The sequence below is a fragment of the Caenibius tardaugens NBRC 16725 genome, from assembly GCF_003860345.1.
GTDB lineage: Bacteria > Pseudomonadota > Alphaproteobacteria > Sphingomonadales > Sphingomonadaceae > Caenibius > Caenibius tardaugens.
In genome coordinates this window covers 119,719-139,858 of the sequence record NZ_CP034179.1, presented here as the reverse complement: position 1 = coordinate 139,858, position 20,140 = coordinate 119,719, and the positions used below count along the sequence as shown (strand labels likewise).

Annotated in this window: 24 protein-coding genes; 10 read left to right on the top strand and 14 right to left on the bottom strand. The window is 62.6% G+C overall.

Translation table 11 applies throughout. From position 1 onward, the window contains the following. Positions 1 to 11 precede the first annotated feature (11 nt). Positions 12 to 917: a methionyl-tRNA formyltransferase gene (gene fmt / locus EGO55_RS00715; protein WP_021689062.1), complete on the bottom strand. Its 906-nt coding sequence runs from the start codon at positions 915 to 917 to the stop codon at positions 12 to 14. Positions 918 to 970: 53 nt separating this feature from the next. Here fmt and recR point away from each other — a divergent pair, with 53 nt between their 5' ends. From recR to EGO55_RS00695, 4 genes are all read left to right on the top strand, one after another. Continuing rightward, positions 971 to 1,567, top strand: a complete 597-nt coding sequence (gene recR, locus EGO55_RS00710; protein WP_021689061.1) for a recombination mediator RecR — start codon at positions 971 to 973, stop codon at positions 1,565 to 1,567. 90 nt (positions 1,568 to 1,657) lie between these two features. Beyond that, entirely contained in the window at positions 1,658 to 2,227 is a 570-nt protein-coding gene (gene def, locus EGO55_RS00705) for a peptide deformylase (RefSeq protein WP_021689060.1), read from the top strand. A gap of 180 nt (positions 2,228 to 2,407) precedes the next feature. Next, a complete protein-coding gene (locus tag EGO55_RS00700; RefSeq protein WP_021689059.1) occupies positions 2,408 to 3,961 on the top strand; it encodes a DNA recombination protein RmuC in 1,554 nt (517 codons plus the stop codon). 57 nt (positions 3,962 to 4,018) lie between these two features. Then, the gene (locus EGO55_RS00695; RefSeq protein WP_021689058.1) at positions 4,019 to 4,735 is read left to right on the top strand and encodes a hypothetical protein; all 717 of its coding nucleotides are present in this window, start codon (positions 4,019 to 4,021) and stop codon (positions 4,733 to 4,735) included. Here the strand turns inward: EGO55_RS00695 and EGO55_RS00690 are convergent. The 8 genes from EGO55_RS00690 to EGO55_RS00655 form a co-directional block, all read right to left on the bottom strand. Beyond that, positions 4,732 to 5,145, bottom strand: a complete 414-nt coding sequence (locus EGO55_RS00690) for an META domain-containing protein (RefSeq protein ID WP_021689057.1) — start codon at positions 5,143 to 5,145, stop codon at positions 4,732 to 4,734. The genes EGO55_RS00695 and EGO55_RS00690 overlap by 4 nt on opposite strands. 43 nt (positions 5,146 to 5,188) lie before the next feature. Continuing rightward, positions 5,189 to 6,016: a TrmH family RNA methyltransferase gene (locus EGO55_RS00685; protein WP_021689056.1), complete on the bottom strand. Its 828-nt coding sequence runs from the start codon at positions 6,014 to 6,016 to the stop codon at positions 5,189 to 5,191. Continuing rightward, a complete protein-coding gene (locus EGO55_RS00680; protein ID WP_021689055.1) occupies positions 6,013 to 6,291 on the bottom strand; it encodes an HPr family phosphocarrier protein in 279 nt (92 codons plus the stop codon). The genes EGO55_RS00685 and EGO55_RS00680 overlap by 4 nt, the downstream gene beginning before the upstream one ends. A gap of 23 nt (positions 6,292 to 6,314) precedes the next feature. Beyond that, positions 6,315 to 6,719 (bottom strand): PTS sugar transporter subunit IIA, encoded by a 405-nt coding sequence (locus EGO55_RS00675; RefSeq protein WP_021689054.1) that lies wholly within the window; start codon positions 6,717 to 6,719, stop codon positions 6,315 to 6,317. Positions 6,720 to 6,780: 61 nt separating this feature from the next. Next, on the bottom strand, positions 6,781 to 7,707 hold the full coding sequence (gene rapZ, locus EGO55_RS00670; RefSeq protein ID WP_040715009.1) for an RNase adapter RapZ: 927 nt from the start codon (positions 7,705 to 7,707) through the stop codon (positions 6,781 to 6,783). Between the two features lie 276 nt (positions 7,708 to 7,983). After that, entirely contained in the window at positions 7,984 to 8,187 is a 204-nt protein-coding gene (locus EGO55_RS21560) for an HPr kinase/phosphorylase (protein WP_210766612.1), read from the bottom strand. Further along, positions 8,184 to 9,785 (bottom strand): ATP-binding protein, encoded by a 1,602-nt coding sequence (locus tag EGO55_RS00660; RefSeq protein WP_210766611.1) that lies wholly within the window; start codon positions 9,783 to 9,785, stop codon positions 8,184 to 8,186. Before EGO55_RS00660 ends, EGO55_RS21560 begins: the two co-directional genes overlap by 4 nt. Next, on the bottom strand, positions 9,772 to 10,515 hold the full coding sequence (locus tag EGO55_RS00655) for a response regulator transcription factor (protein WP_021689050.1): 744 nt from the start codon (positions 10,513 to 10,515) through the stop codon (positions 9,772 to 9,774). Before EGO55_RS00655 ends, EGO55_RS00660 begins: the two co-directional genes overlap by 14 nt. Before the next feature lie 149 nt (positions 10,516 to 10,664). On the opposite strand from EGO55_RS00655, the gene EGO55_RS00650 reads away from it, so the two are divergent. Next, positions 10,665 to 11,078 carry a hypothetical protein gene (locus EGO55_RS00650; RefSeq protein WP_210766610.1) on the top strand — a complete coding sequence of 138 codons (414 nt, stop codon included), beginning with the start codon at positions 10,665 to 10,667 and terminating at the stop codon, positions 11,076 to 11,078. Between the two features lie 274 nt (positions 11,079 to 11,352). Here the strand turns inward: EGO55_RS00650 and EGO55_RS00645 are convergent, their stop codons facing one another. Continuing rightward, the gene (locus EGO55_RS00645; protein ID WP_124916666.1) at positions 11,353 to 11,703 is read right to left on the bottom strand and encodes a hypothetical protein; all 351 of its coding nucleotides are present in this window, start codon (positions 11,701 to 11,703) and stop codon (positions 11,353 to 11,355) included. A gap of 83 nt (positions 11,704 to 11,786) precedes the next feature. On the opposite strand from EGO55_RS00645, the gene EGO55_RS00640 reads away from it, so the two are divergent. Beyond that, entirely contained in the window at positions 11,787 to 12,002 is a 216-nt protein-coding gene (locus EGO55_RS00640; RefSeq protein WP_021689047.1) for a hypothetical protein, read from the top strand. Here EGO55_RS00640 and EGO55_RS00635 read toward each other — a convergent pair. Together EGO55_RS00635 and EGO55_RS00630 are read right to left on the bottom strand one after the other, a co-directional pair. Then, entirely contained in the window at positions 11,999 to 12,661 is a 663-nt protein-coding gene (locus EGO55_RS00635) for an energy transducer TonB (RefSeq protein ID WP_021689046.1), read from the bottom strand. The genes EGO55_RS00640 and EGO55_RS00635 overlap by 4 nt on opposite strands. A gap of 151 nt (positions 12,662 to 12,812) precedes the next feature. Beyond that, positions 12,813 to 13,469 (bottom strand): alpha/beta hydrolase, encoded by a 657-nt coding sequence (locus EGO55_RS00630; RefSeq protein ID WP_021689045.1) that lies wholly within the window; start codon positions 13,467 to 13,469, stop codon positions 12,813 to 12,815. 106 nt (positions 13,470 to 13,575) lie between these two features. On the opposite strand from EGO55_RS00630, the gene EGO55_RS00625 reads away from it, so the two are divergent. The 3 genes from EGO55_RS00625 to EGO55_RS00615 are packed head-to-tail and all read left to right on the top strand — an operon-like array spanning position 13,576 to position 16,075. Then, positions 13,576 to 14,655: a cysteine desulfurase family protein gene (locus EGO55_RS00625; protein ID WP_021689044.1), complete on the top strand. Its 1,080-nt coding sequence runs from the start codon at positions 13,576 to 13,578 to the stop codon at positions 14,653 to 14,655. After that, entirely contained in the window at positions 14,652 to 15,746 is a 1,095-nt protein-coding gene (locus tag EGO55_RS00620; protein ID WP_021689043.1) for a cysteine desulfurase family protein, read from the top strand. Before EGO55_RS00625 ends, EGO55_RS00620 begins: the two co-directional genes overlap by 4 nt. Further along, positions 15,743 to 16,075: a 2Fe-2S iron-sulfur cluster-binding protein gene (locus EGO55_RS00615; RefSeq protein WP_021689042.1), complete on the top strand. Its 333-nt coding sequence runs from the start codon at positions 15,743 to 15,745 to the stop codon at positions 16,073 to 16,075. Before EGO55_RS00620 ends, EGO55_RS00615 begins: the two co-directional genes overlap by 4 nt. A gap of 9 nt (positions 16,076 to 16,084) precedes the next feature. On the opposite strand, the gene EGO55_RS00610 is transcribed toward EGO55_RS00615, so the two are convergent. Next, positions 16,085 to 17,038, bottom strand: a complete 954-nt coding sequence (locus EGO55_RS00610; protein ID WP_021689041.1) for a DUF4349 domain-containing protein — start codon at positions 17,036 to 17,038, stop codon at positions 16,085 to 16,087. 193 nt (positions 17,039 to 17,231) lie between these two features. Between EGO55_RS00610 and parC the strand changes: the two genes are divergently transcribed. Further along, entirely contained in the window at positions 17,232 to 19,523 is a 2,292-nt protein-coding gene (gene parC, locus EGO55_RS00605; protein ID WP_021689040.1) for a DNA topoisomerase IV subunit A, read from the top strand. A gap of 118 nt (positions 19,524 to 19,641) precedes the next feature. On the opposite strand, the gene EGO55_RS00600 is transcribed toward parC, so the two are convergent. Beyond that, positions 19,642 to 20,040 carry a hypothetical protein gene (locus EGO55_RS00600; protein ID WP_052023610.1) on the bottom strand — a complete coding sequence of 133 codons (399 nt, stop codon included), beginning with the start codon at positions 20,038 to 20,040 and terminating at the stop codon, positions 19,642 to 19,644. Between the last annotated feature and the right edge of the window lie 100 nt (positions 20,041 to 20,140).

The following is a 20,140-nucleotide window of genomic DNA, read 5'->3' as shown; positions in this document are numbered from 1 at the left end:
CTGCGCGCGCTCTATCCCAGCACCGTGCCAGCCGGGATCGGCCGGCCGCGGAGCAGGGCTGCGGTTTCCATGGCCGGTTTGCCCGCGCGCTGGATCAGCGTCGGGCGCAGCGCGCCGTGGCCGCAGGCAATGGTCAACTGATCGTCCAGCACCGTGCCCGGCGCGCCTTCGCGGCCGATCACATCGGCGGCGAGCACCCGGAACCGGTCCTGCCCGATTTCAAAGAACGCGCCGGGGGCGGGGGCAAAGGCGCGTACTTGCCGTTCGATGAATTCGGCATCGCGATGGAAATCGATGCGGGCCTCGCGCTTGTCGATCTTGGGGGCGTGGGTGGCTTCCAGATCGTCTTGCGGTACGGGATGCAGCGCGGCGAGATCGATCAGCGTGCCGACCATCAGTTGCGCGCCCAGTTCCGCCAGTTCGGCAGTCAGTTCACCGGCGGTCTTGTGTTCGATCTGCACGCGGGCAGTGGTCAGCATTGGCCCGGTATCGAGGCCCTTTTCCATCTGCATGATCGTTACGCCCGTCACCGGATCGCCCGCCAGAATCGCGCGCTGGATCGGCGCCGCGCCGCGCCAGTGCGGCAGGATCGAGGCGTGGACGTTGAGACAGCCGTGGCGCGGCGCTTCCAGTACCGGCACCGGCAGGATCAGGCCATAGGCCGCCACCACCGCGATATCGGCATCCAGCGCGGCGAAGGTGGCCTGCGCGTCCGGGTCTTTCAGGCTCACCGGGCAGCGCACCTCCAGCTGGCGGATTTCCGCCTCTTTCTGCACGGGGCTGGGCTGCAACTGCTTGCCCCGGCCCGCAGGGCGGGGGGGCTGGGTGTAGACCGCCACGATGGTATGGCCCGCGTCATGCAACGCGGCCAGTGTCGGCACGGCAAAGTCCGGCGTTCCCATGAAGATGATGCGCATAAGCGGAATTCGTGGCCTTTCGTGTTCGCGGTGAAAGCCCTATCTCCACCCCCATGGCATCGCAAGAGATCGAAACCCTCGCAGGCGCATTGGCCCGGTTGCCCGGCCTCGGCCCCCGTTCGGCCCGCCGCGCGGTGTTATGGCTGGTGAAACGGCGCGAATCCGCATTGAACCAACTGGTTGAGGCGTTGACGGCAGTGCAGGAAACCCTCGTCGAATGTGAAACCTGCGGCAATGTCGATACGCGTAACCCCTGCGCGATCTGCGCCGATCCGCGCCGCGATGCCCGCGCGCTCTGCGTGGTGGAGGATGTGGCCGATCTCTGGGCGCTGGACCGGGCGAAGCTGTTTACGGGCCGCTATCACGTGCTGGGTGGGCGTCTTTCCGCGCTGGAAGGGGTGCGCCCCGAAGACCTGACGATCGACCGGCTGATCGCCCGCGTGGCCGAGGGCGGCATCGACGAGGTCGTGCTGGCGATGAACGCGACGCTGGAAGGGCAGACGACTGCGCATTACATCGCGGAACGGCTTGAAAACTACCCGATCCGTATCACCCAGCTAGCCCATGGTCTGCCGGTGGGCGGCGAACTCGATTACCTCGATGAAGGGACATTGGCGCAGGCCTTGCGCGCGCGCCGGCCTGTGGGGTGAGCGTCGGGCGCCCTATTTTGCTGGGGGTCCACACGAATCCTTCCCATACGAATACTTGATGAATCGCCCTGTCGCGCTTATTTGCAGGCCATGGCTATTCGCGAAATCCTGGAAGTGCCGGACCCCCGGCTGAAGACTGTCTCCAAGCCGGTCGAAGCGTTCGATGACGAATTGAAAACGCTCGTCGCCGACATGTTCGAGACGATGTATGATGCGCCCGGCATCGGCCTTGCCGCGATACAGGTGGGTGTGCCCCTGCGCGTGCTGGTGATCGATCTTCAGCCCGACGATCCGGATGCCGAACCCGAAGTGTGCACCGCGCACGGCGGCCACCACCACACGCATCAGCCGACGATCAAGGAACCGCGGGTGTTCATCAACCCCGAAATCCTCAACCCGTCGGAAGAACACGCGGTCTATCAGGAAGGCTGCCTGTCGGTGCCGGAAATCTACGCCGAAGTGGAACGCCCGGCGACGATCCGCGCGCGCTGGCAGGATATCGACGGCACGGTCCATGAAGAGGATATGGAAGGCCTGATGGCCACCTGCCTCCAGCATGAAATGGATCACCTCGAAGGCATCCTGTTCATCGATCACCTTTCGCGGCTGAAACGCAATATGGCGATCAAGAAACTGGAAAAGCTGCGCCGCGCGGCGTGATCGCACGATAATCGCCCGGCATTTGCCGTGGACATGACAAAATGGCGTGGGCTGCGGTCCGCGCCATTTTTGATTCCGGGCGGTGGGGTCAGATGGGTGCCACGGCCACTGCTCATACGGCGTTGTGGGAAGTTCGACGGTTTGACTGGTGTTCTTGCTCCGTTCCGCCTAGTGTAAGGCATGGATTCTACGCTTCTCGTTCTTGTCGTTCTCGTCGCGGGCCTCGTTCTGGGTGTGGCGGCGGGCTGGTTTTTCGGTTCGCGTCCGGTGGCGGATTGGCGTGCGCGGCACGCCGCACGCGATGCGGAGGCGCGGGACTTGGATGAGAAGTTCCGCCGCGCCATTGTCGAACTCGAAGGGGCGAGTGTGCGGGCGGAACGGGCGGATAGTCTGGCCGAAACGCTGGAACAGGTCCGGGCCGAACATGTGGCGGGGATGGATGGCGCGCGGCGGGTCCATGGCGAAGAAGTGGAACGGTTGCGCGGCGAACATGGGGCCGTGCTGGAACGCACGCGTGGCGATCTTATGCGCACGCTGGATCAGACCCGGGCGGAACATGCCCAACTGGTCGATGCGCTGCGCCGCGAACAGCGGGAACTTGCCTCTGAACTGGCGCAATTGCGGGAAAAATCGGCGAATTTCGATGAACAGAAACGCCTGCTGGTCGAAGCGCGCGAAGAACTGCTGAAAGAGTTTCAGAACACCGGATCCGCCGTATTGACCAAGGCGCAGGAGGCTTTTCTCGCCCGGGCCAACGAACGGTTCGGCCATGCGGAAAAATCCTCCGAAGACAAGATCAGGGCGTTGCTCCACCCCGTGGGCGAACGTCTGAAACGGTATGAGGAGCAGGTCGAAACACTGGAAAAACAGCGCGTCAACGCCTTTGGCGAGTTGACCGGGCTGATCAATTCCATGCGGGAAGGGCAGGAACAGGTGCGCCGCGAAGCGCAGCGGCTGGGTAACAGCCTGACCAATGCCCCCAAGGCGCGGGGCCGCTGGGGCGAACAGCAGTTGAAGAACCTGCTCGAAACCTGCGGCCTTTCGCAGCATACCGATTTCCAGCTCGAACATTCGATCGAAACCGAAGACGGGCGCTTGCGGCCCGATGCTATCGTGCGGATTCCCGGTGGGAAACAATTGGTTATCGATGCGAAGGTGTCGCTCAACGCCTATCAGCAGGCGTTCGAGGCGGATGGGGATGATGCGCGCAAGGCGGCCCTGACCGATCACGTGCGCTCGATGCGCAACCATGTCCAGCAGCTCTCGGCCAAGAGCTACCAGTCGCAATTCGAGGACGCGCCCGATTATGTGGTGATGTTCGTACCCGGTGAACACTTCGTTGCGGCGGCGCTGGAATTCGATCCGACGCTGTGGGATTTTGCCTTTGAAAAGAAGGTGCTGTTGGCCACCCCTACCAATCTGGTGGCGATTGCCCGCACGGTGGCGCAAGTCTGGCGGCAGGATGGACTGGCCCGCGAAGCGCGCGAAATCGGGCGTCTCGGGGCCGATCTGCATGATCGTATCGCAATTGCTGCAGAACATCTGAAACGTGTCGGTTCTGGGCTGGACACGGCGGTCAACAATTACAATAAGTTTGTCGGAAGCTTCGAGCGCAACGTCTTGTCTGCCGCACGGAAGCTGAAGGACAAGGGCATCGAAACCGGCCGACGCGAGGCGGAGGATGTCCCCCTTGTGGAAAGTGCGCCGCGCTACACCGGCGCGCAGGAAGAATAGCGTAGGCCGGAGGGCGCGCCGTCAGGTGTTTCAACCAGTCTCGACAGGAGTGATGGAATGAAACGGTTGGCGGTGTTGGCGATGGTTCTGGCCCTGGCGGCCTGCAAGAAGGACGAACCTGCCCCGTCACAAAAGATCGCCAAAGCCGCCGATACGCTGATAGCCAAGGCCGCCGGAGAAAATCCGGCAATCATGCTGGGGCAGGGTACCTATGCGCCGCGCGATGAATGCGCGACCATGCCCGGGGCGATCGAATTCCGCGCACAGTTGAACAAGGTGGTCGCCGATCGCGATATCGAAGGCCTGATTGCGCTGGTTGCCAATGATGTGCGGTTGAATTTCGGTGGCGGCGCCGGGGCCAATCTGTTGCGTTCGCAATTGATGCAGTCGGATCGCAGCCTGTGGGATGAACTGGACGAAATGCTCGCGCTCGGTTGTGCGAAGAACGGGCAGGGCGGGATTACCATTCCCTGGTACTTCGATCAGGATTTCGGCAGCATCGATCCGATGGTGGGTATGCTGGTGCGGGGCGAGAATGTGCCGCTGATGTCCGCGCCCGATGGCGATTCCGACGAATTGCGCAAACTGTCGTGGGACGTGGTGGAACTGACTGACGGCTTCCAGCCGACAGCGCCGTTCCAGAAGGTGAAATTGCCTGACAGGACCGTGGGCTACATTGAGACCAGTTCCTTGCGCAGCCTGATCGCTTATCGCCTGATCGCCTCCAGCCGTAACGGAAAATGGAGCATCACCAGCCTGATTGCGGGCGATTAGTTTTCGTTGGGGATGATGCGTTCGAGTTCGGCTGAATGGCCGCTTGAGCGCAGTTCCAGCCGATCGCCGCTGATCTCCACTTGCGGTGCGGCGGCCAGCAGCAGCGAGGTGGCCCGTTCCTGATTCCAGACAGGCCCGTCGCAATACATTTCGGTCTGGTTCAGCGGGCCGGCGAGAAGCCGCTGTTCCTCCACGCGCCAAGGGCCACCCATACTGTTGCAGCCCACATTGGCGCCAAGCCGGTCGCCTTCGAATTTGAGCCGCGCGGTCTTCGATGTCACCGGTGCGCCGTCGATCGTGACAAAGCGCCAACTGGTGTCCGCCAGCGCGTGGTCGGCACCGGCATGTGCCGCGCAACCGGGTAAGGTGAAAAGGGTAAGGCTGGAGAGAAGAAGCAGGGACGCACGCATGCGCCGTTCATAGGATCGTGAGGCTGAGCCTTCGCTGAACCGTTCAGCTTTCCAGCGCGGCGAGCACTTCGTAAGCCAGCACCGCCGCTGCCACTGCCGCGTTCAGACTGTCGGCGCGGCCGCGCATCGGCATGGTGACGCGCAAATCGCAGGCCCGTTCGTATTCTTCGGGCAGGCCGCGCGATTCGTTGCCGACCATCAGGAAACAGGGTGCCTGATAGGGCGCGCCGCGATAAGGGACCGCATCGCGCAATGACGCGGCGACCAGTTGCCCCGTGCCCGCACGCAGCCAGGTCAGAAATTCGTCCCAGCGGGCGCGCACCACCTTTTGCGTGAAGATCGCCCCCATGCTGGCGCGCACGGCTTCGACCGAAAACGGATCGGCGCAATCATCGATCAGAATAACGCCGCCTGCGCCCACGGCGTCGCCCGTGCGCAGCATGGTGCCGAGATTGCCGGGATCGCGCAAAGCCTGTGCCACCAGCCAGATCGGCGCGGATTCCCGATCGATGCGGCTGAGCGCGGTATCGAATTCCGCGAAGATCCCGGCCACAGCCTGTGGATTTTCCTTACCGGTGATCTTCTCGAGCACCGCTTCGCTGACTTCGAGAATCTCGCCACCGGTAGCCAGGATATCGGCTTCAAGTGCCGTCAGCAAAGGGTGCGGGTCGCGCCGTTCGGCCATGACCAGTGTCTGCGGTATCAGCCCGGATTCGCGCGCGTCGGTCAGCAGGCGCAGCCCTTCGGCGAGAAACCGCCCCTCACGCTTGCGCAGCCGCGTATCGCGCAGGGCGCGCAAGGATTTGACAGTCGGGTTGGACAGGCCGGTAATCGTGCGTCGTGCATCGGCCGGATAATCGGAAAAAGTCACTCTTCGCCAAAACCGCCTGCAACGAGATCGACCAGATCGCCCAGCACGGCATGGGCTTCGCTGCCGGTCACCGCGATTTCGATAGTGTCACCCTTGGCTGCGCCAAGCATCATGAGGCCAAGTATCGAACCGCCCGCGGCATCATGGCCGTCCTTGGCGACGCGTACGGCGATTCCGTCGGGCACTTTGCTGACCGCTTCGACGAACTTGGCGCTGGCGCGGGCATGGAGGCCGCGCTGATTAATGATAACCACGTGCTGTCTGATTGTTTCCATTCTGGTCTCCCCCAATCCGATTCCTAGGCTTCCTGGCCGAGGAATTCGGACGCCACAGTTATATAGTTACGCCCGGCGTCGCGCGCCGCGGAAACGGCATCGGTGATCGACATGGCCTTGCGCGCACCGGCCAGCCGGATCAGCATGGGCAGGTTGATCCCCGCAATAACTTCCACCTTGCCAGCTTCCATCAGGGAAATGGCGAGATTGGAAGGGGTGCCGCCGAACAGGTCGGTCAGCACGATTGCGCCATCGCCGCTGTCGACTTCGGCGATCGCGTGGCGGATTTCCGCGCGGCGCGCCTCCATATCGTCGTTAGGGCCGATGCAGACTGTGACCACGGCAGCCTGTTCGCCCACCACGTGTTCCATGGCGTTGACGAATTCATCGGCCAAGCGGCCATGTGTCACCAGAATCATACCGATCATGTGAGAAAATGGCTCCAATGCGGATTTGGTACCGGGCTGTCGCCGGTGTGTCCCGTCAAGATCATGATTGTTGCGGCCCTTCGATCATTTCGGCAGCGCGGGACCCTAAATTACGGTGAAGGACAGTGGGCGAAAATCCCGCCTCGCGCAAGGCCTGCGCAATCTGTTCCGTCACGAAAACCGACCGATGGCGGCCGCCGGTGCAGCCAAAGGCAATGTTCACGTAGCTTTTGCCCTGTTTCTCATACCTTGGGAGCAGCAGAAGAAGCAGATCGCGGATGCGTTCGAAACTCTCCTGATAGGCCGGATCGCGGCGGATATGCTCCCCAACCGGGGCGTCCCTGCCGGTCAATTCCCGCAGATCGGGCTGCCAGTGCGGATTGTCGAGAAAGCGCATGTCGAACATCAGATCGGCTATGGGCGGCACCCCACGGGCGAAGCCGAAGCTGCTGACGGTCACGGTCATTTCGCGTGCGGCGGTATCGGCGAACTGATCGCGGATGGCCTGTTGCAGGTCGTGGCTGGAGAAATCCGTCGTCGAGATCACCGCATCGGCCCAGTGCCGCAGGGGGGTGAGCAGTTCCCGTTCCGCCGCAATTCCGATGGACACGGGTTTGCCATCGGCCAGAGGGTGGCGGCGGCGGTTCTCGTTATAGCGGCGTTCGAGTTCCTGTCCCGAACAGTCCAGAAACAGTGTGGAGACGACCAGATCTTCGCGCGCGGTCAGTTCCTTGACCAGCGCGATCGTGCCTTCGGGATCGAACCCGCGCGTGCGTGCGTCAAAGCCGATCGCCAGTGGCGCGTGGATTTTGTCGGTGGCGGCGCTGCCTTGTTCACGGATGAGGCGATCGAGCAGGCGCACCGGGAAATTGTCGATCGCTTCCCAGCCGAGATCTTCGAGCACGCGCAAGGCGGTCGTCTTTCCAGCGCCCGACATTCCGGTGATCAGCAAAATGCGCTGACGACTATCTGAGGAATCACGTCCCATCCGGGCTTCTCTGCGCCGAAGCGACCGGAAAGGGAAGAGGGGTTTATGCCCCTGTCTCTGAAAGGTGCAGACCATGCATCCGCAGTGCCATTTCGACACGCAGGGCAAGGACCGGGCTATCCGGCCAAAGACGGATCGTTGGCAGGGGAATTTCCAGTCTTTCAGTATATTCGGCCTGTTCAACAAAGCGTGGCGCGGCCGTTTCCAGCCGCACCAGCAGGGCCACAGGTGCCGTGGTGCAGGGCAGGGGCACAAGACCGACATTGCGGACTTCGATCAGGCCTGCGGTGTGGGGTGGGGGGCCGCGAACAGCAGCCCGTCCGCCGCCTGCAACTGCACCCCGTCATCCCCGACCAGCGCCGCGCCGCGATCGATCAGCGCGAGCGCCAGGCTCGACTTGCCGGTTCCGGGTTCGCCCTCGATCAGAATAGCCCGCCCACCGATCGCGATGCAGGTGGCCTGATGGAGAATGCCGGTCATGCGTGTGTTTCCCATTCTTCCTGCAGCAACGGCAGATCGAGCACGAGGCAAGCCCCCGGTGTGCCGTCAAGCCGGCCGGTTGCGGACAGGGTACCGTCGTGGGCTTCGGCGATAGTGCGGGCGATGGCCAGCCCGAGGCCGCTGTGCTGCCCGAAATCCTCGCTTTCCGGGCGGACGGAATGGAAACGCTCGAAAATCTTCTCACGTTCGCTTTCCGGAATGCCCGGTCCGTGGTCGCTGACCATCACCCACACACGGTCTTCCCGCGTGGTGACGGTCACCTCGATCCTATCGCCCGGCGGGGAGAACGACACGGCATTGTCCAGCAGGTTATCGATGACCCGTTCCAGCCGCATGGGCACGCCCGACACTTCCGCGCGCCCCGCGCCGCGCCGTTCCATGCGGATCGCGCGACCGGCGTTTTCGCCCCGGTCTTCGCGCGCAGCGATGGCATTGGCGATCAACAATTCGAGATCGACCGGTTCGAAAATGGCGCGGCTCAGTTCTGCGTCCACCCGGCTGGCATCGGCGATTTCCGTAACCAGCCGGTCGATCCTGCGCACATCGTGCATGGCGATCGAGGTCAGTTGCCGCCGCAATTCAGGATCGTTGACCTGGCCCATGGTATCAAGCGCACTGCGCAGACTGGCCAGCGGGTTCTTTATCTCGTGGGCGACATCGGCGGCAAAATGTTCGACCGCGTCGATCCGCTGGCGCAAGGCGCCGGTCATGTCCGATATCGCGCGGGCCAACATGCCGATTTCATCGCGCCGTTCGGGCAGGCGCGGCACTTCCACCTGGCGTTCGCGCCCCAGCCTGACCCGCACGGCCGCACGGACGAGCGCCCGCAGAGGCTGGACTATGGTACGCGCGAGAAACAGCGACAGCTGGATCGAAACGGCCAACGCCAGCGCCACGATAATCACCAGCGTCTGGCGGGCATCGCGGACATTTTCGGTGATATCCATGGCGTTGCGCGTGGTCAGCAACATGGTGCCGTCCTTGCCGACAGGCGCTGCGGCGGAAATTATCGGTGTGCGATCCGGCGCATAGCGCAAGGCGATGTGGCTGCGCATTTCCTCGCGGGCCTTGTGCAGTTCTACCCACGATTCCGCGTCGGTATCCGCAGGCTCTTTATAGGCCGGAATGTCCGGCGCGCCGAGCAAGGCGTCCATGCCCCGGTCGAGAATGCGGGCCGCCTCCTGATACCAGGGTTCTGTTGCCGGATCGACGAGGTGGAACGACGGTTCGGCCAATGTGAAGCTGTCCGCCACCAGCTTGCCCTTGGGGTTGTAGAGCCGCAGCCGCAGGCTTTGTTCCTTGCCCACCTGCACCATCAGCGTTCGCTGCTTTGCCGGGGGAAACAAGACCAGCGCCTCGGCCGTGATCTGTGCTTCGCTGCGGGCCAGTTTGAAACGCTCGGCCAGCAACTGCTTGCGATAGGAATCGAGGTAGAACAGGCTTCCCGCCAGTAACCCCAGCGCGATGATGTTGACGGCCAGAATACGCGCGGTGAGCGATGCGCGCCGCGTCCAGAACAGCCGTTCTGGTCGGTTCTCGGTTCCTCTCGGGCGAATGGGCGGATCAAGTGCCGTCAAAGCTGTATCCCGCCCCATAGAGCGTTTCTATCGCCGAAAACTGCGGGTCGACGACGCGGAACTTGCGGCGCATGCGCTTGATATGGCTGTCTACCGTTCGATCATCCACGAAGACATCATCGGGATAGGCGGCATCCATCAACTGATTGCGGGACTTGATCACCCCTGGGCGGACGGCGAGGGCCTCCAGTATCAGGAACTCGGTCACAGTCAGGGAAACCGGTTCGCCGCCCCAGGTCACATGGTGGCGGGCCGGATCCATCGACAGCCGCCCGCGCAGTAGATTTTCCATAGCGGCGCCCGTATCGACATCGCCGTTTTCGCCCGATTGGCCGGATGGCGTGCGATTGCGGCGCAGGATCGCGCGGATGCGGGCGATCAACAGCCGCTGGCTGAAAGGTTTGGCGATATAATCGTCCGCACCCATGGCGAGGCCGGCCTCTTCATCCAGCTCGTCGTCCTTGCTTGTCAGGAAGATGACGGGAAGGTCCGACGTTTCGCGCAGCCGCCGCAACAGTTCCATGCCGTCCATGCGCGGCATTTTGATATCGAACACCGCCAGGTCCGGCGGATTTTCCGTCAGCGCCTTCAAGGCGGTGCTGCCATCGGAATAGACCCGGGTGGTGAAGCCTTCCGCCTGTAATGCGATGGATACCGTCGTCAGGATGTTGCGGTCGTCGTCGACCAAAGCAACGGTACAGGGTGATTCTGCGGGATAGTCTGGAGCCATGCGGCAGACCCTGAATAGTGTGATGGTGATGTGGTTTGCGGCGGAAACTAGCCGGACTGGCCGCAAGAGACAATGCGCGGGGTGGCATGATCCCTCCTTGTTTGCGGCAGGACTGTCACATTCCTGTTGGAAGGAGTGGTGTAAAGCATATGGCGGGCACCGTGTGTTTTGACTTGTGTCATGGCGCGGAGGGTGCATCATTGCGATCCAGCCTGCAGAAACTGGAAGGAACTTTATCCATGAGTATCTTTGACAATCTTCTCAAAGGATTGGGTGGTGCGCCTGACGATGTCGTCAACCTTGCCGCCAAAGTAGGGATTGATCCGGCCACGGCAGAGAAGGCCATCGCCGCGCTCGGCAAGGCGCATCAGATGCAGGGGGATACGGTAGAGGGCGCATCAGCCGCCACCGGCTTGCCGCAGGACACGCTGCAACAAATCGTGCAAGCGATCGGTGGCGAAGGTTCGTTGACTGAGTTCGCCAATATTCTTGATCGCGATGGTGACGGTAACCCGCTGAACGACCTTACGGATCTGGCCAAAGGGTTCTTCAACAAGAAATGAAGTGCGTGATTTGATTGGCACCCCGTGTGTCAGGGGGATATCCTCGGGAATGCAGGGTGACCAATCAATAGGAGTGCGCAAAACGAAAGATTGAGCGCAATATTTCGCCAAACACCCTATTGCCGAGTATGGAATTTCACCTCTATGGCTCCGCGCGCAACATTTGCACAAGGCATGGATTGTCGGGATTCGCTCAAGGAAACTGAAAATGGATATGCTCGATACGCTACGCCGCACAGGCGGGCTGTCGGCTTTAACGGTCAGGCTTGGGTTTTTACCGGCTCAGGCGGCCGCAGCTGCGGAAGCCTTGGCGCCTTGCCTGATTGCCGGTTACGGGCGGAGCTTGCGTCGCCTTGGGGAAGAGGCGTTCACAGTTCAGCTTGAAAGCCTCGGGGGGGAGGAAATGGCACAGGCCGTCCTGCTCCCGGGGCCGATTCATCCGTCGGTCGGCGATGCTGCCTTGCGGCTCGCTTTTGGTTCCAGTGAGAATGTCGATCGCGTCGAATCCGCCGTGCAGGCCAACGTGACGCTCGATCCCCCATGCCATCGCGATGTTTTGCGTCTGCTCGCCATGTTGCTTGGCGGATATCTTCTGGCACGGGCAGATCGCGCCGATTTTGGCCATAAAGACGGTTTGTCCCTGCTGCTGAGCAGGGGGCGGCCGACGAATGGCTTGACGCGACGCTCGGCCCGGAAGACGAGTGACGCATGGACACGGTTCTTTCAATACTCGTTCTCGCGGCTATTGCCCTGTTGTCGGGGGCCTTTTTCCTGTGGCGCCGTGGCGGTGCGCGGCGGCAGGTGGTGCTGATGGTTGTGCTTGCCGTGATCGCGATCATCAATGTTGGCATATGGACCGTCCCTGACGCCAGCGGGGAAAACCCGCTGGCGCAGATCAAACGGCAAGAAGCCGCCACGCGCTAGTTGGTGATTTTCCAGCGCACCGCGTTGGAATAAGTGCCGGTTACCTTGTCACCCTTGTCATTACGCGCCGGTTCGAAGCGGGCGCGCTTGCTCACCAGATCGCATGTCGCCCGGTCCAGCAGCGCATGGCCGCTCGACGCGGAAATCTGGCAATCGTTGACCCGCCCGTCGGCCCCGATGGTCAGGGTGAAGCGCGTGATACCTTCCAGACCCAGTCGTATAGCTTGCGAGGAATAGTCGGATTCGCGCACCCACCCGCCGGGGTCGTTGCGCGGCCTTACCGGTTCGGGGGTGAAGCGCAGCTGATCCGCTGGCGGCGGTGCCACGCGGGGTTCCGGGGGCGTGGGCAATATGCTTTGGATGTCGGGCAATGTGACCGGCGTCGTGTCGAACTGAATCGGCGCGGTGATGACGCTTTGCCGGGGTTCGATCGCGGCCTTGTCAGGCTGTATCGCCGGTTGCTCTTCAGGGATGGCCGGGGGCGGCGGGGGCGGTTCGTAGGCGATGTTGCGCGCTTCGAAAATCGCCGCGACATCGGGGAGGACGCCGTTGGCGGCAAGCCCGGTTACAAGGACATAGCCGGCTGCGACATGCAGCGCGGCAACCGCACTGATTGTCGCAACCTTGTGGTAGGAAGTGCCTGACTGCGCATAAGCCATATTGCCTCTCCTCTCCGCCGCCCCCGATCTTCGGGACGATGAAAGGTGAGCGGCGCAACTTATTTACACGAATGTAAATCTGCCTCGCCAGATGAACGCAAGCTGACAGCTTCATTCATCTGGCGGAAAGGTTTTATGGGCCTCTGCGCCCTTACTTGATCGGGCAATCGGGAGAGAGGCGGAAATCCAGATAGTTGTCGACCGACAGCATCAGGTCTTCAATCTCGTGCTCGAAGAAATGGTTCGCGCGCGGAATTTCGTCGTGATGGATCGTGATGTGTTTCTGCGTGCGCAGCTTGTCGACCAGCTTCTGCACGGCGGACGGCTGAACCACGGTATCGCCCGCACCCTGCACGATGATTCCCGAAGCGGGGCACGGGGCAAGGAACGAAAAATCGTACATGTTGGCAGGGGGTGCGACCGAGATGAAGCCACGGATTTCGGGGCGACGCATGAGCAACTGCATGCCGATCAGCGCACCGAAGCTGAACCCGGCGATCCACGTCGTTTGCGCTTCGGGGTGGATCGACTGCACCCAGTCGAGCGCCGCGGCCGCATCGGACAGTTCGCCGATGCCGTTGTCAAAGCTGCCCTGGCTGCGGCCAACACCACGGAAATTGAAGCGCAGCGTGGCGAATCCGCGATCGACGAATGTCTTGTACAGGCGTTGGACAATGCGATCATTCATCGTCCCGCCACCCTGCGGATGCGGGTGCAGAATCATGGCGACCGGCGCACGCGGGCGGGAAGAGGGCTGGAAACGACCCTCGAGGCGGCCTTCGGGACCGGGGAAAATGACTGACGGCATGGATGACCTCTGACGAAACGAATATGCCACGCGGGTAGCGCGCGGAGAGTGCAGGGCTATATAGTGTTCGTTCAGGTTTTCGCAATTCCTACGCAAAGGATCGTTTTTGCGCATCTATCTCGACCATGCCGCGACCACGCCGGTCCGGCCGGAGGCACAGGCTGCGGTGGCGGAAGGTCTGGCCCGCTGGGCCAATCCGTCGAGCCCGCATAGCGAGGGGCGTGCGGCCCGCGCTGCGCTGGAGGATGCCCGCGCCCGGATTGGCGCGGCGCTTGGCTGGAGTGGCGAGGTCATCCTGACCAGCGGTGCCAGCGAAAGCGCGCAGATTGCCTTGTCCCGCGCCAATGGCGGGGCGCGGCTGGTGAGCGCGGTGGAACATGAAGCGGTGCTGCGCGTGCTGCCCGATGCGGAAGTGCTGCCTGTCCTGCCGGACGGGGCGCTTGACCGCGATGTTCTGGCCGAAGCGGTCGACGGGCGGGAACGGCCGGTTGTTGCGGTGCAGACGATCAATTCCGAAACGGGTGCACGGCAGGATACGGCGGCCATCGCGGATATCGTGCACGGGGCTGGCGGTATTCTGGTGACGGATGCCGCGCAAAGTGCGGGGAAATGGGTGATCCCGTCGCAGGCCGACATAGCGATCGTTTCGGCGCATAAGCTGGGCGGCCCCCCGGGCATCGGGGCGCTGCTGGTGCGCGATTACGCCATGCTCTCCGCATCGGGCGGGCAGGAGCGGGGGTACCGCCGGGGGACGGAAAACCTGCCGGGGGCACTGGGCTTTGCCGCCGCGCTGGAGGCTGGCAGCCAACCTTACTGCGATCCCGCCGTGCTGGCACCGATCGATGCCATGCTCGATCCCGCCATGGCCGCACTGGACGGGGTGCGGCTGTCGCGGCAATTGGCGGACCCGACCCCTTATATCGAAGCGTTGGCGATGCCGCTGGTATCGGGCAGCGCGCAATTGATGCGGTTTGACATGGCGGGATTTGCCGTCAGCCAGGGCTCGGCCTGTTCCTCCGGCAGCCTGAAGCAAAGCCACGTGCTCGAAGCGATGGGGCTCGATGGCGGGCTGGCCAGCCGGGTCATTCGCGTCAGTTTCGGGTGGAACACCACCCGCGCCGATGTGGAAGCGTTCTGTGCAGCTTGGATCGGCATGGCGGAAGATGCCCGGGCGCGGGCCGCATGATCTATTGCGATTATCAGGCGACCACGCCGCTGGCCCCCGAAGCGCGCGAGGAAATGCTGCGCTGGCTGGGCGGCGCGGATAGCGACGGGTTCGGCAATCCGCATAGCCCGCACCGGCTGGGCAGGGCGGCGGCCGCCGCCGTGGAACTGGCGCGCGAACGTGTGGCGGCCCTGTGCCCACCGGGGGGGCGGATCGTCTTCACCGGATCGGCGACCGAGGCGATCAACCTCGCCATGCGGGGCAGTGCCGTGCGGGGGGACACGCGCCCCGTGGCGGTTTCCGCGATAGAACATGCGGCGGTGCTGGATACCGCTGCCGATCTGGGATGCCCGGTGTCTGTCCTACCGGTTAATGGGGCGGGGCTGGTCGATTCCGATGTGGATTTGCCCGGCGATGTCCGACTGGTTGCGGTGATGCAGGTGAACAACGAAATCGGCACGATCCAGCCGGTCGAGGATCTGGCCGAACGCGCGCATGACGCGGGGGCGCTGTTCCTGTGCGATGCGGTGCAGGGTGCGGGCAAGATCGCGCCACCGGCGCAGGCCGATATGATCGCGATCTCCGCGCACAAGCTTTACGGGCCAAAGGGTATCGGTGCGCTGTGGGTGCGCGACGGGATCACGCTGGCGCCGATCATCACCGGCGGCGGGCAGGAACAGGGGGTGCGCTCGGGCACGCTCAGCCCGGCGCTGTGCGCAGGGTTCGGTGTGGCGGCGCAAGTGGCGCTGGCCCAGCAGGAAGCGGATGCTCGGCATGTGGATAACCTTTGGGAAAAGGCTGTGGACCTGCTGCCGGGATGGGTGCTGAACGGCAGTGCGCAGCAGCGTTGGCACGGCAATCTCAATATGCGCAGGCCGGGGCTGGATGTGGCGCGGTTGATGGCGGATGTCCGTCAGGTCGCATTCTCGGCAGGATCGGCCTGCGCCAGCGGTTCGGGCAGGCCCAGCCATGTCCTGCGGGCGATCGGGCTGGATGATGCGCAGGCCAAAAGTTCCATTCGTTTGGGCTTCGGGCGCTATTCCACCCTTGCGGAACTTGCCGAAGCGGTCGAAAAGATCGCCAAGGCTGCAGAACATCAGGACAATTTATGATCCGCGTGACATTCATCACCGCATCGGGCGAGACGGTCGCCACGGAAGCGGACGTGGGGCGGAGCCTGCTGGAAGTGGGGCAAGCCGCGGGAATGCCGCTTGAAGGGACCTGTGAAGGCCAGATGGCCTGTTCAACCTGCCATGTGATTATCGCGTCGGACTGGTTCGAGCGCCTTCCCCATGCGGCGGAAGAGGAAGAGGACATGCTCGATCTCGCGGCCGGGGTGCAGCGCACCAGCCGCCTATCCTGCCAGATCGAACTGACCCCTGAACTGGATGGGCTGGAAGTCCGCATTCCTGCGGAATCCCACGATATGCAAGGGGTCTGATTGCGCCGGTCAGGCGCTGTCCCCCATCGTTTTTGCCGCATCGTCACCCGTTTCGTCGCCGCTGCGCCGTTTGCGATTGAGCGTGCGCAATCGGCGCAGGCCCCAGACCAGCAGTACCACGACGCATGTGATCGGGATCAGAGCGGTGAGCACAACGATGATCCCGGCGATCACCGTGCCAAGAATGCTGCCGAGCGAGCCCAGCGCATTGCGGATCGGATGGAGAAAGCCGCCCGATCCGGGGGCGGAGGAATCGTAGCTCACCGTCATATGGCTGTAGGCGACCCGGCCTTTCATTTCCGCCAGCCAGCTTTGCGCCTGATCGATTTCCTCGTTCACTTGCGCGACCCCGCGTTCGGCCTCCACCAGTTCGGCCACGCTGCCCTTGCGCGTGGCGAGGATTTCCATCAGCCGGTCACGCAACAGGGTGCGGGCGCGCAGGCGGGCTTCGGTGTCCACGATCTGCTTGGACAGGTCTTCGCCGGCAATCGCGCTGCGCACTTCCTCGCCGCCTTCGCCTTTCGCGATCTTGCCCAATTCCTTGCCGAATGCGCGCGCCTGATTGGCAACGACATCCAGTTCGAGCTTGCCATAGGCATAATCGCCTTCCGCACCGGATTGCTCCATCGCAATGATCCGGCAGACCTGCGGGCCTTTGCTTTCGCACAGATCGGCATGGCGTTGTTGCAGTGGCGTGATCGCCTTCTCCGCGATGCGGAAGCCGAATTGATAGGTATAGGCGATCTGCGGCGGGCGGGGTGCCTGTGCGGCCTGTCCTGGCGCACTTGCGCCATCCTGCGTCAACGGTTTTGCCGCGCTATCGGCCGCGCCTTTCGCCTCCTGTGGTGCTGCCGGGGCGACAGTCTCGGCATCCGCCATCTGCGCCGCACTTTCTTCGTGCGACTGGCTGCATCCCGCGAGGGTAAGAGCGAGTGCCGTGACCGCAAGACTGATTGACCGCATCCCTTACTCCTTCAGGCCTGTCTCCTTAAGCCGGGTGATGGCCCAGCACCGGCTTGCTGGCAACCGGGCTTGTTTGGGGCTCCCCTCGTTCGTTACCTCGCTGTATCCGTTCACCCCGCCTGTGCGATCATGCATGTGAATTGCGCGCCGGACGCGCTAGAGCGCGGCGCGCTGTCCTGCTAAGCCGGGGGCGATGGATATAACCACGACTGACGATTCCTCCGATCCGTTCGACGCCATTGTCGATGCCCCGTTCGATTCCGCGCTGTCGGAACGGTACCTCGTCTATGCCCTGTCGACGATCACCGCGCGCTCGTTGCCCGATCTGCGCGATGGGCTGAAGCCAGTGCATCGCCGCCTGTTGTGGGCGATGCGTCAGTTGAAACTCGATCCGGGTCAGGCCTTCAAGAAATCCGCTCGCGTGGTGGGCGATGTCATCGGCAAGTATCACCCGCATGGCGATACCAGCGTTTACGATGCCATGGTCCGTTTGGCGCAGGATTTCGCGCTGCGCTATCCGCTGGTCGAAGGGCAGGGCAATTTCGGCAATATCGACGGGGATAACGCCGCTGCCTATCGCTACACCGAAGCGCGCCTGACGCGCACGGCGATCCGCCTTATGGCCGGGCTGGATGAAGGAACGGTCGACTTCATCCCGACCTATAACGGCGAGGAAGAAGAACCGGATATCTTCCCGGGGCTGTTCCCCAACCTCCTGGCCAATGGTGCCAGCGGTATCGCAGTGGGCATGGCGACGAACATTCCCAGCCATAACGTTGCGGAAATCGTGGATGCCACGCTGGAACTGATCGACAATCCCCATGTCGAACACAGCCGCTTGATGACGCTGTTCCAGGGCCCCGATTTTCCGACCGGCGGCGTGGTGGTCGATAGCCCCGATGTGATTGCGGCGGCCTATGAAACGGGGCGTGGATCGTTCCGCGTGCGTGGCCGGTTTCATGCGGCCGAGGCGAAAGAAGACGAAGACCGGGATGCCGGGATCGAACGGTTGGGCGGCGGGCAATACCAGCTCGTTATCTCTGAAATTCCCTACATGGTGCAGAAGGGCAAGCTGATCGAACAGATCGCCCAGCTCATCGCCGATCGCAAACTGCCGATCCTTGAGGATATTCGCGACGAGAGCGACGAACATATCCGCATTGTGATCGTGCCCAAGAGCCGCAATGTCGATCCCGAACTGCTTAAGGAAAGCCTGTACAAGCTGACCGATCTGGAGACCCGGTTCGGCCTCAATCTTAACGTCCTTGACGCCACACGCACCCCGATGGTCATGGGCCTGAAGGAACTGCTGACCAACTGGATCGCCAGCCAGATCGACATCCTGCAGCGCCGCAGCCAGCACCGGCTGGACAAGATCGCGGCCCGGCTCGAACTGGTCGAAGGCTATATCATCGCCTACCTCAATCTCGATCGCATTATCGAGATTATCCGGACCGAGGATGAACCCAAACCGGTGATGATGGCCGAATTCAACCTGACCGACCGGCAGGCCGAAGCCATTCTCAACATGCGCCTGCGCAGTTTGCGCAAGCTTGAGGAAATGGCGCTGCGGCAGGAACTGGAAGACCTTCTGGCCGAACGTGACGAACTGGAAAAGCTGCTGGCCAGCCCCGCGCGGCAACGCACCCGGTTGAAGCGTGATCTGGCCGATCTGCGCAAGGAATATGCGGAAACGACCGCACTGGGCCGTCGCCGCACGACGATTGCCGAAGCCGCCCCGACGGTGGAATTCAGCATGGATGCGATGATCGAGAAAGAACCGGTCACCGTGATCCTGTCGCAACGCGGCTGGATACGTGCGGCGCGTGGGCACGTGGCGCTCGATTCCGACTTCAAGTTCAAGGAAGGCGATGGTCCGGCCTTTGCGCTCCATGCGCAGACGACCGACAAGCTGCTGTTCGCGGCTGATAATGGCCGGTTCTATACCCTCGGCGCCGACAAGTTGCCCGGCGCGCGCGGATTTGGCGAACCGATCCGCACCATGGTGGATATCGATGCCGACGCCCATATCGTGAGCGTGCTGGTCTATCGGGCGAAAGGGCAGGTTCTGTTGGCCAGCACGATCGGCAAGGGCTTCGCCGCGGAAATGGATGAAATGCTGGCGGAAACGCGCAAGGGGCGGCAGGTCGTCAATGTGAAGGGCGATGTAAAACTGGCCATAGTCCGCGAAATCGCGCCGGAGCACGATCATGTCGCGGTGGTGGGCGACAATCGCAAGCTGGTGATCTTTGCGTTGGAGGAACTGCCGCTTATGGCCAAGGGGCAGGGCGTCACTTTGCAACGGTACCGCGATGGCGGGTTGAGCGATGCGGTGACCCTGAAGCTGGAAGAAGGGTTGAGCTGGACGATGGGCGGGGAAACCGGCCGCACACGTACGGAGAAGGATGTCATGCTGTGGAAGGTGGCGCGGGGCGCCGCCGGACGGCTTCCGCCGCAAGGCTTCCCGCGCGACAACAAATTCTGATCGCGGATTGTCGGTCCAAGGGGGCGGGGGTTCAGGGCAAATAAAAACCCCCTCCCGCCTGGGCGGAAGGGGGTGATCTCAGGGCTGAGGGGTGGCCCCGATGTTTACTGCCCGATGTTTACTGACCGCCTTCCGGCTGGGTCGCGCCGCTGCCAGCCGCGCCAGCATTGGCTTGCTTGTTCGCGGCATCGATCGCAGCGTTCAGCTGATCCTTGTTATAGGCGATGGTCGGGCCCTTTTCGCTGGTGCCAAGGGCGCTGGCGGGCAGGGTTGCCTGATTGGCACCCGTGGTGATCACCACGTTTTCGCCTTCCACGCTGACAACCTTGGCGACTTCTTCACCCTGCGGGCCAAAGATCGCCTGACCAGCAGCAAGCGTGGCCGATCCGGCAGCCGGTGCCGCAGCTTCAGCCGCCGGTGCAGTGAGTTCCGCAGCAGTCGCATCCTGCGCAAGCGCGACAGCGGGAACGCTGCCAGCAGCGAGGACGGAAATTGCGACCAGATGAGAGATTTTCATATCCAACTCCAAATATTATCTTCATCGGACAAGGGCCGATGTAATGCGCTATTCCGCTGGAAATGCGGGAATAACATGGATGATCAAGGCGCCCGGCAGC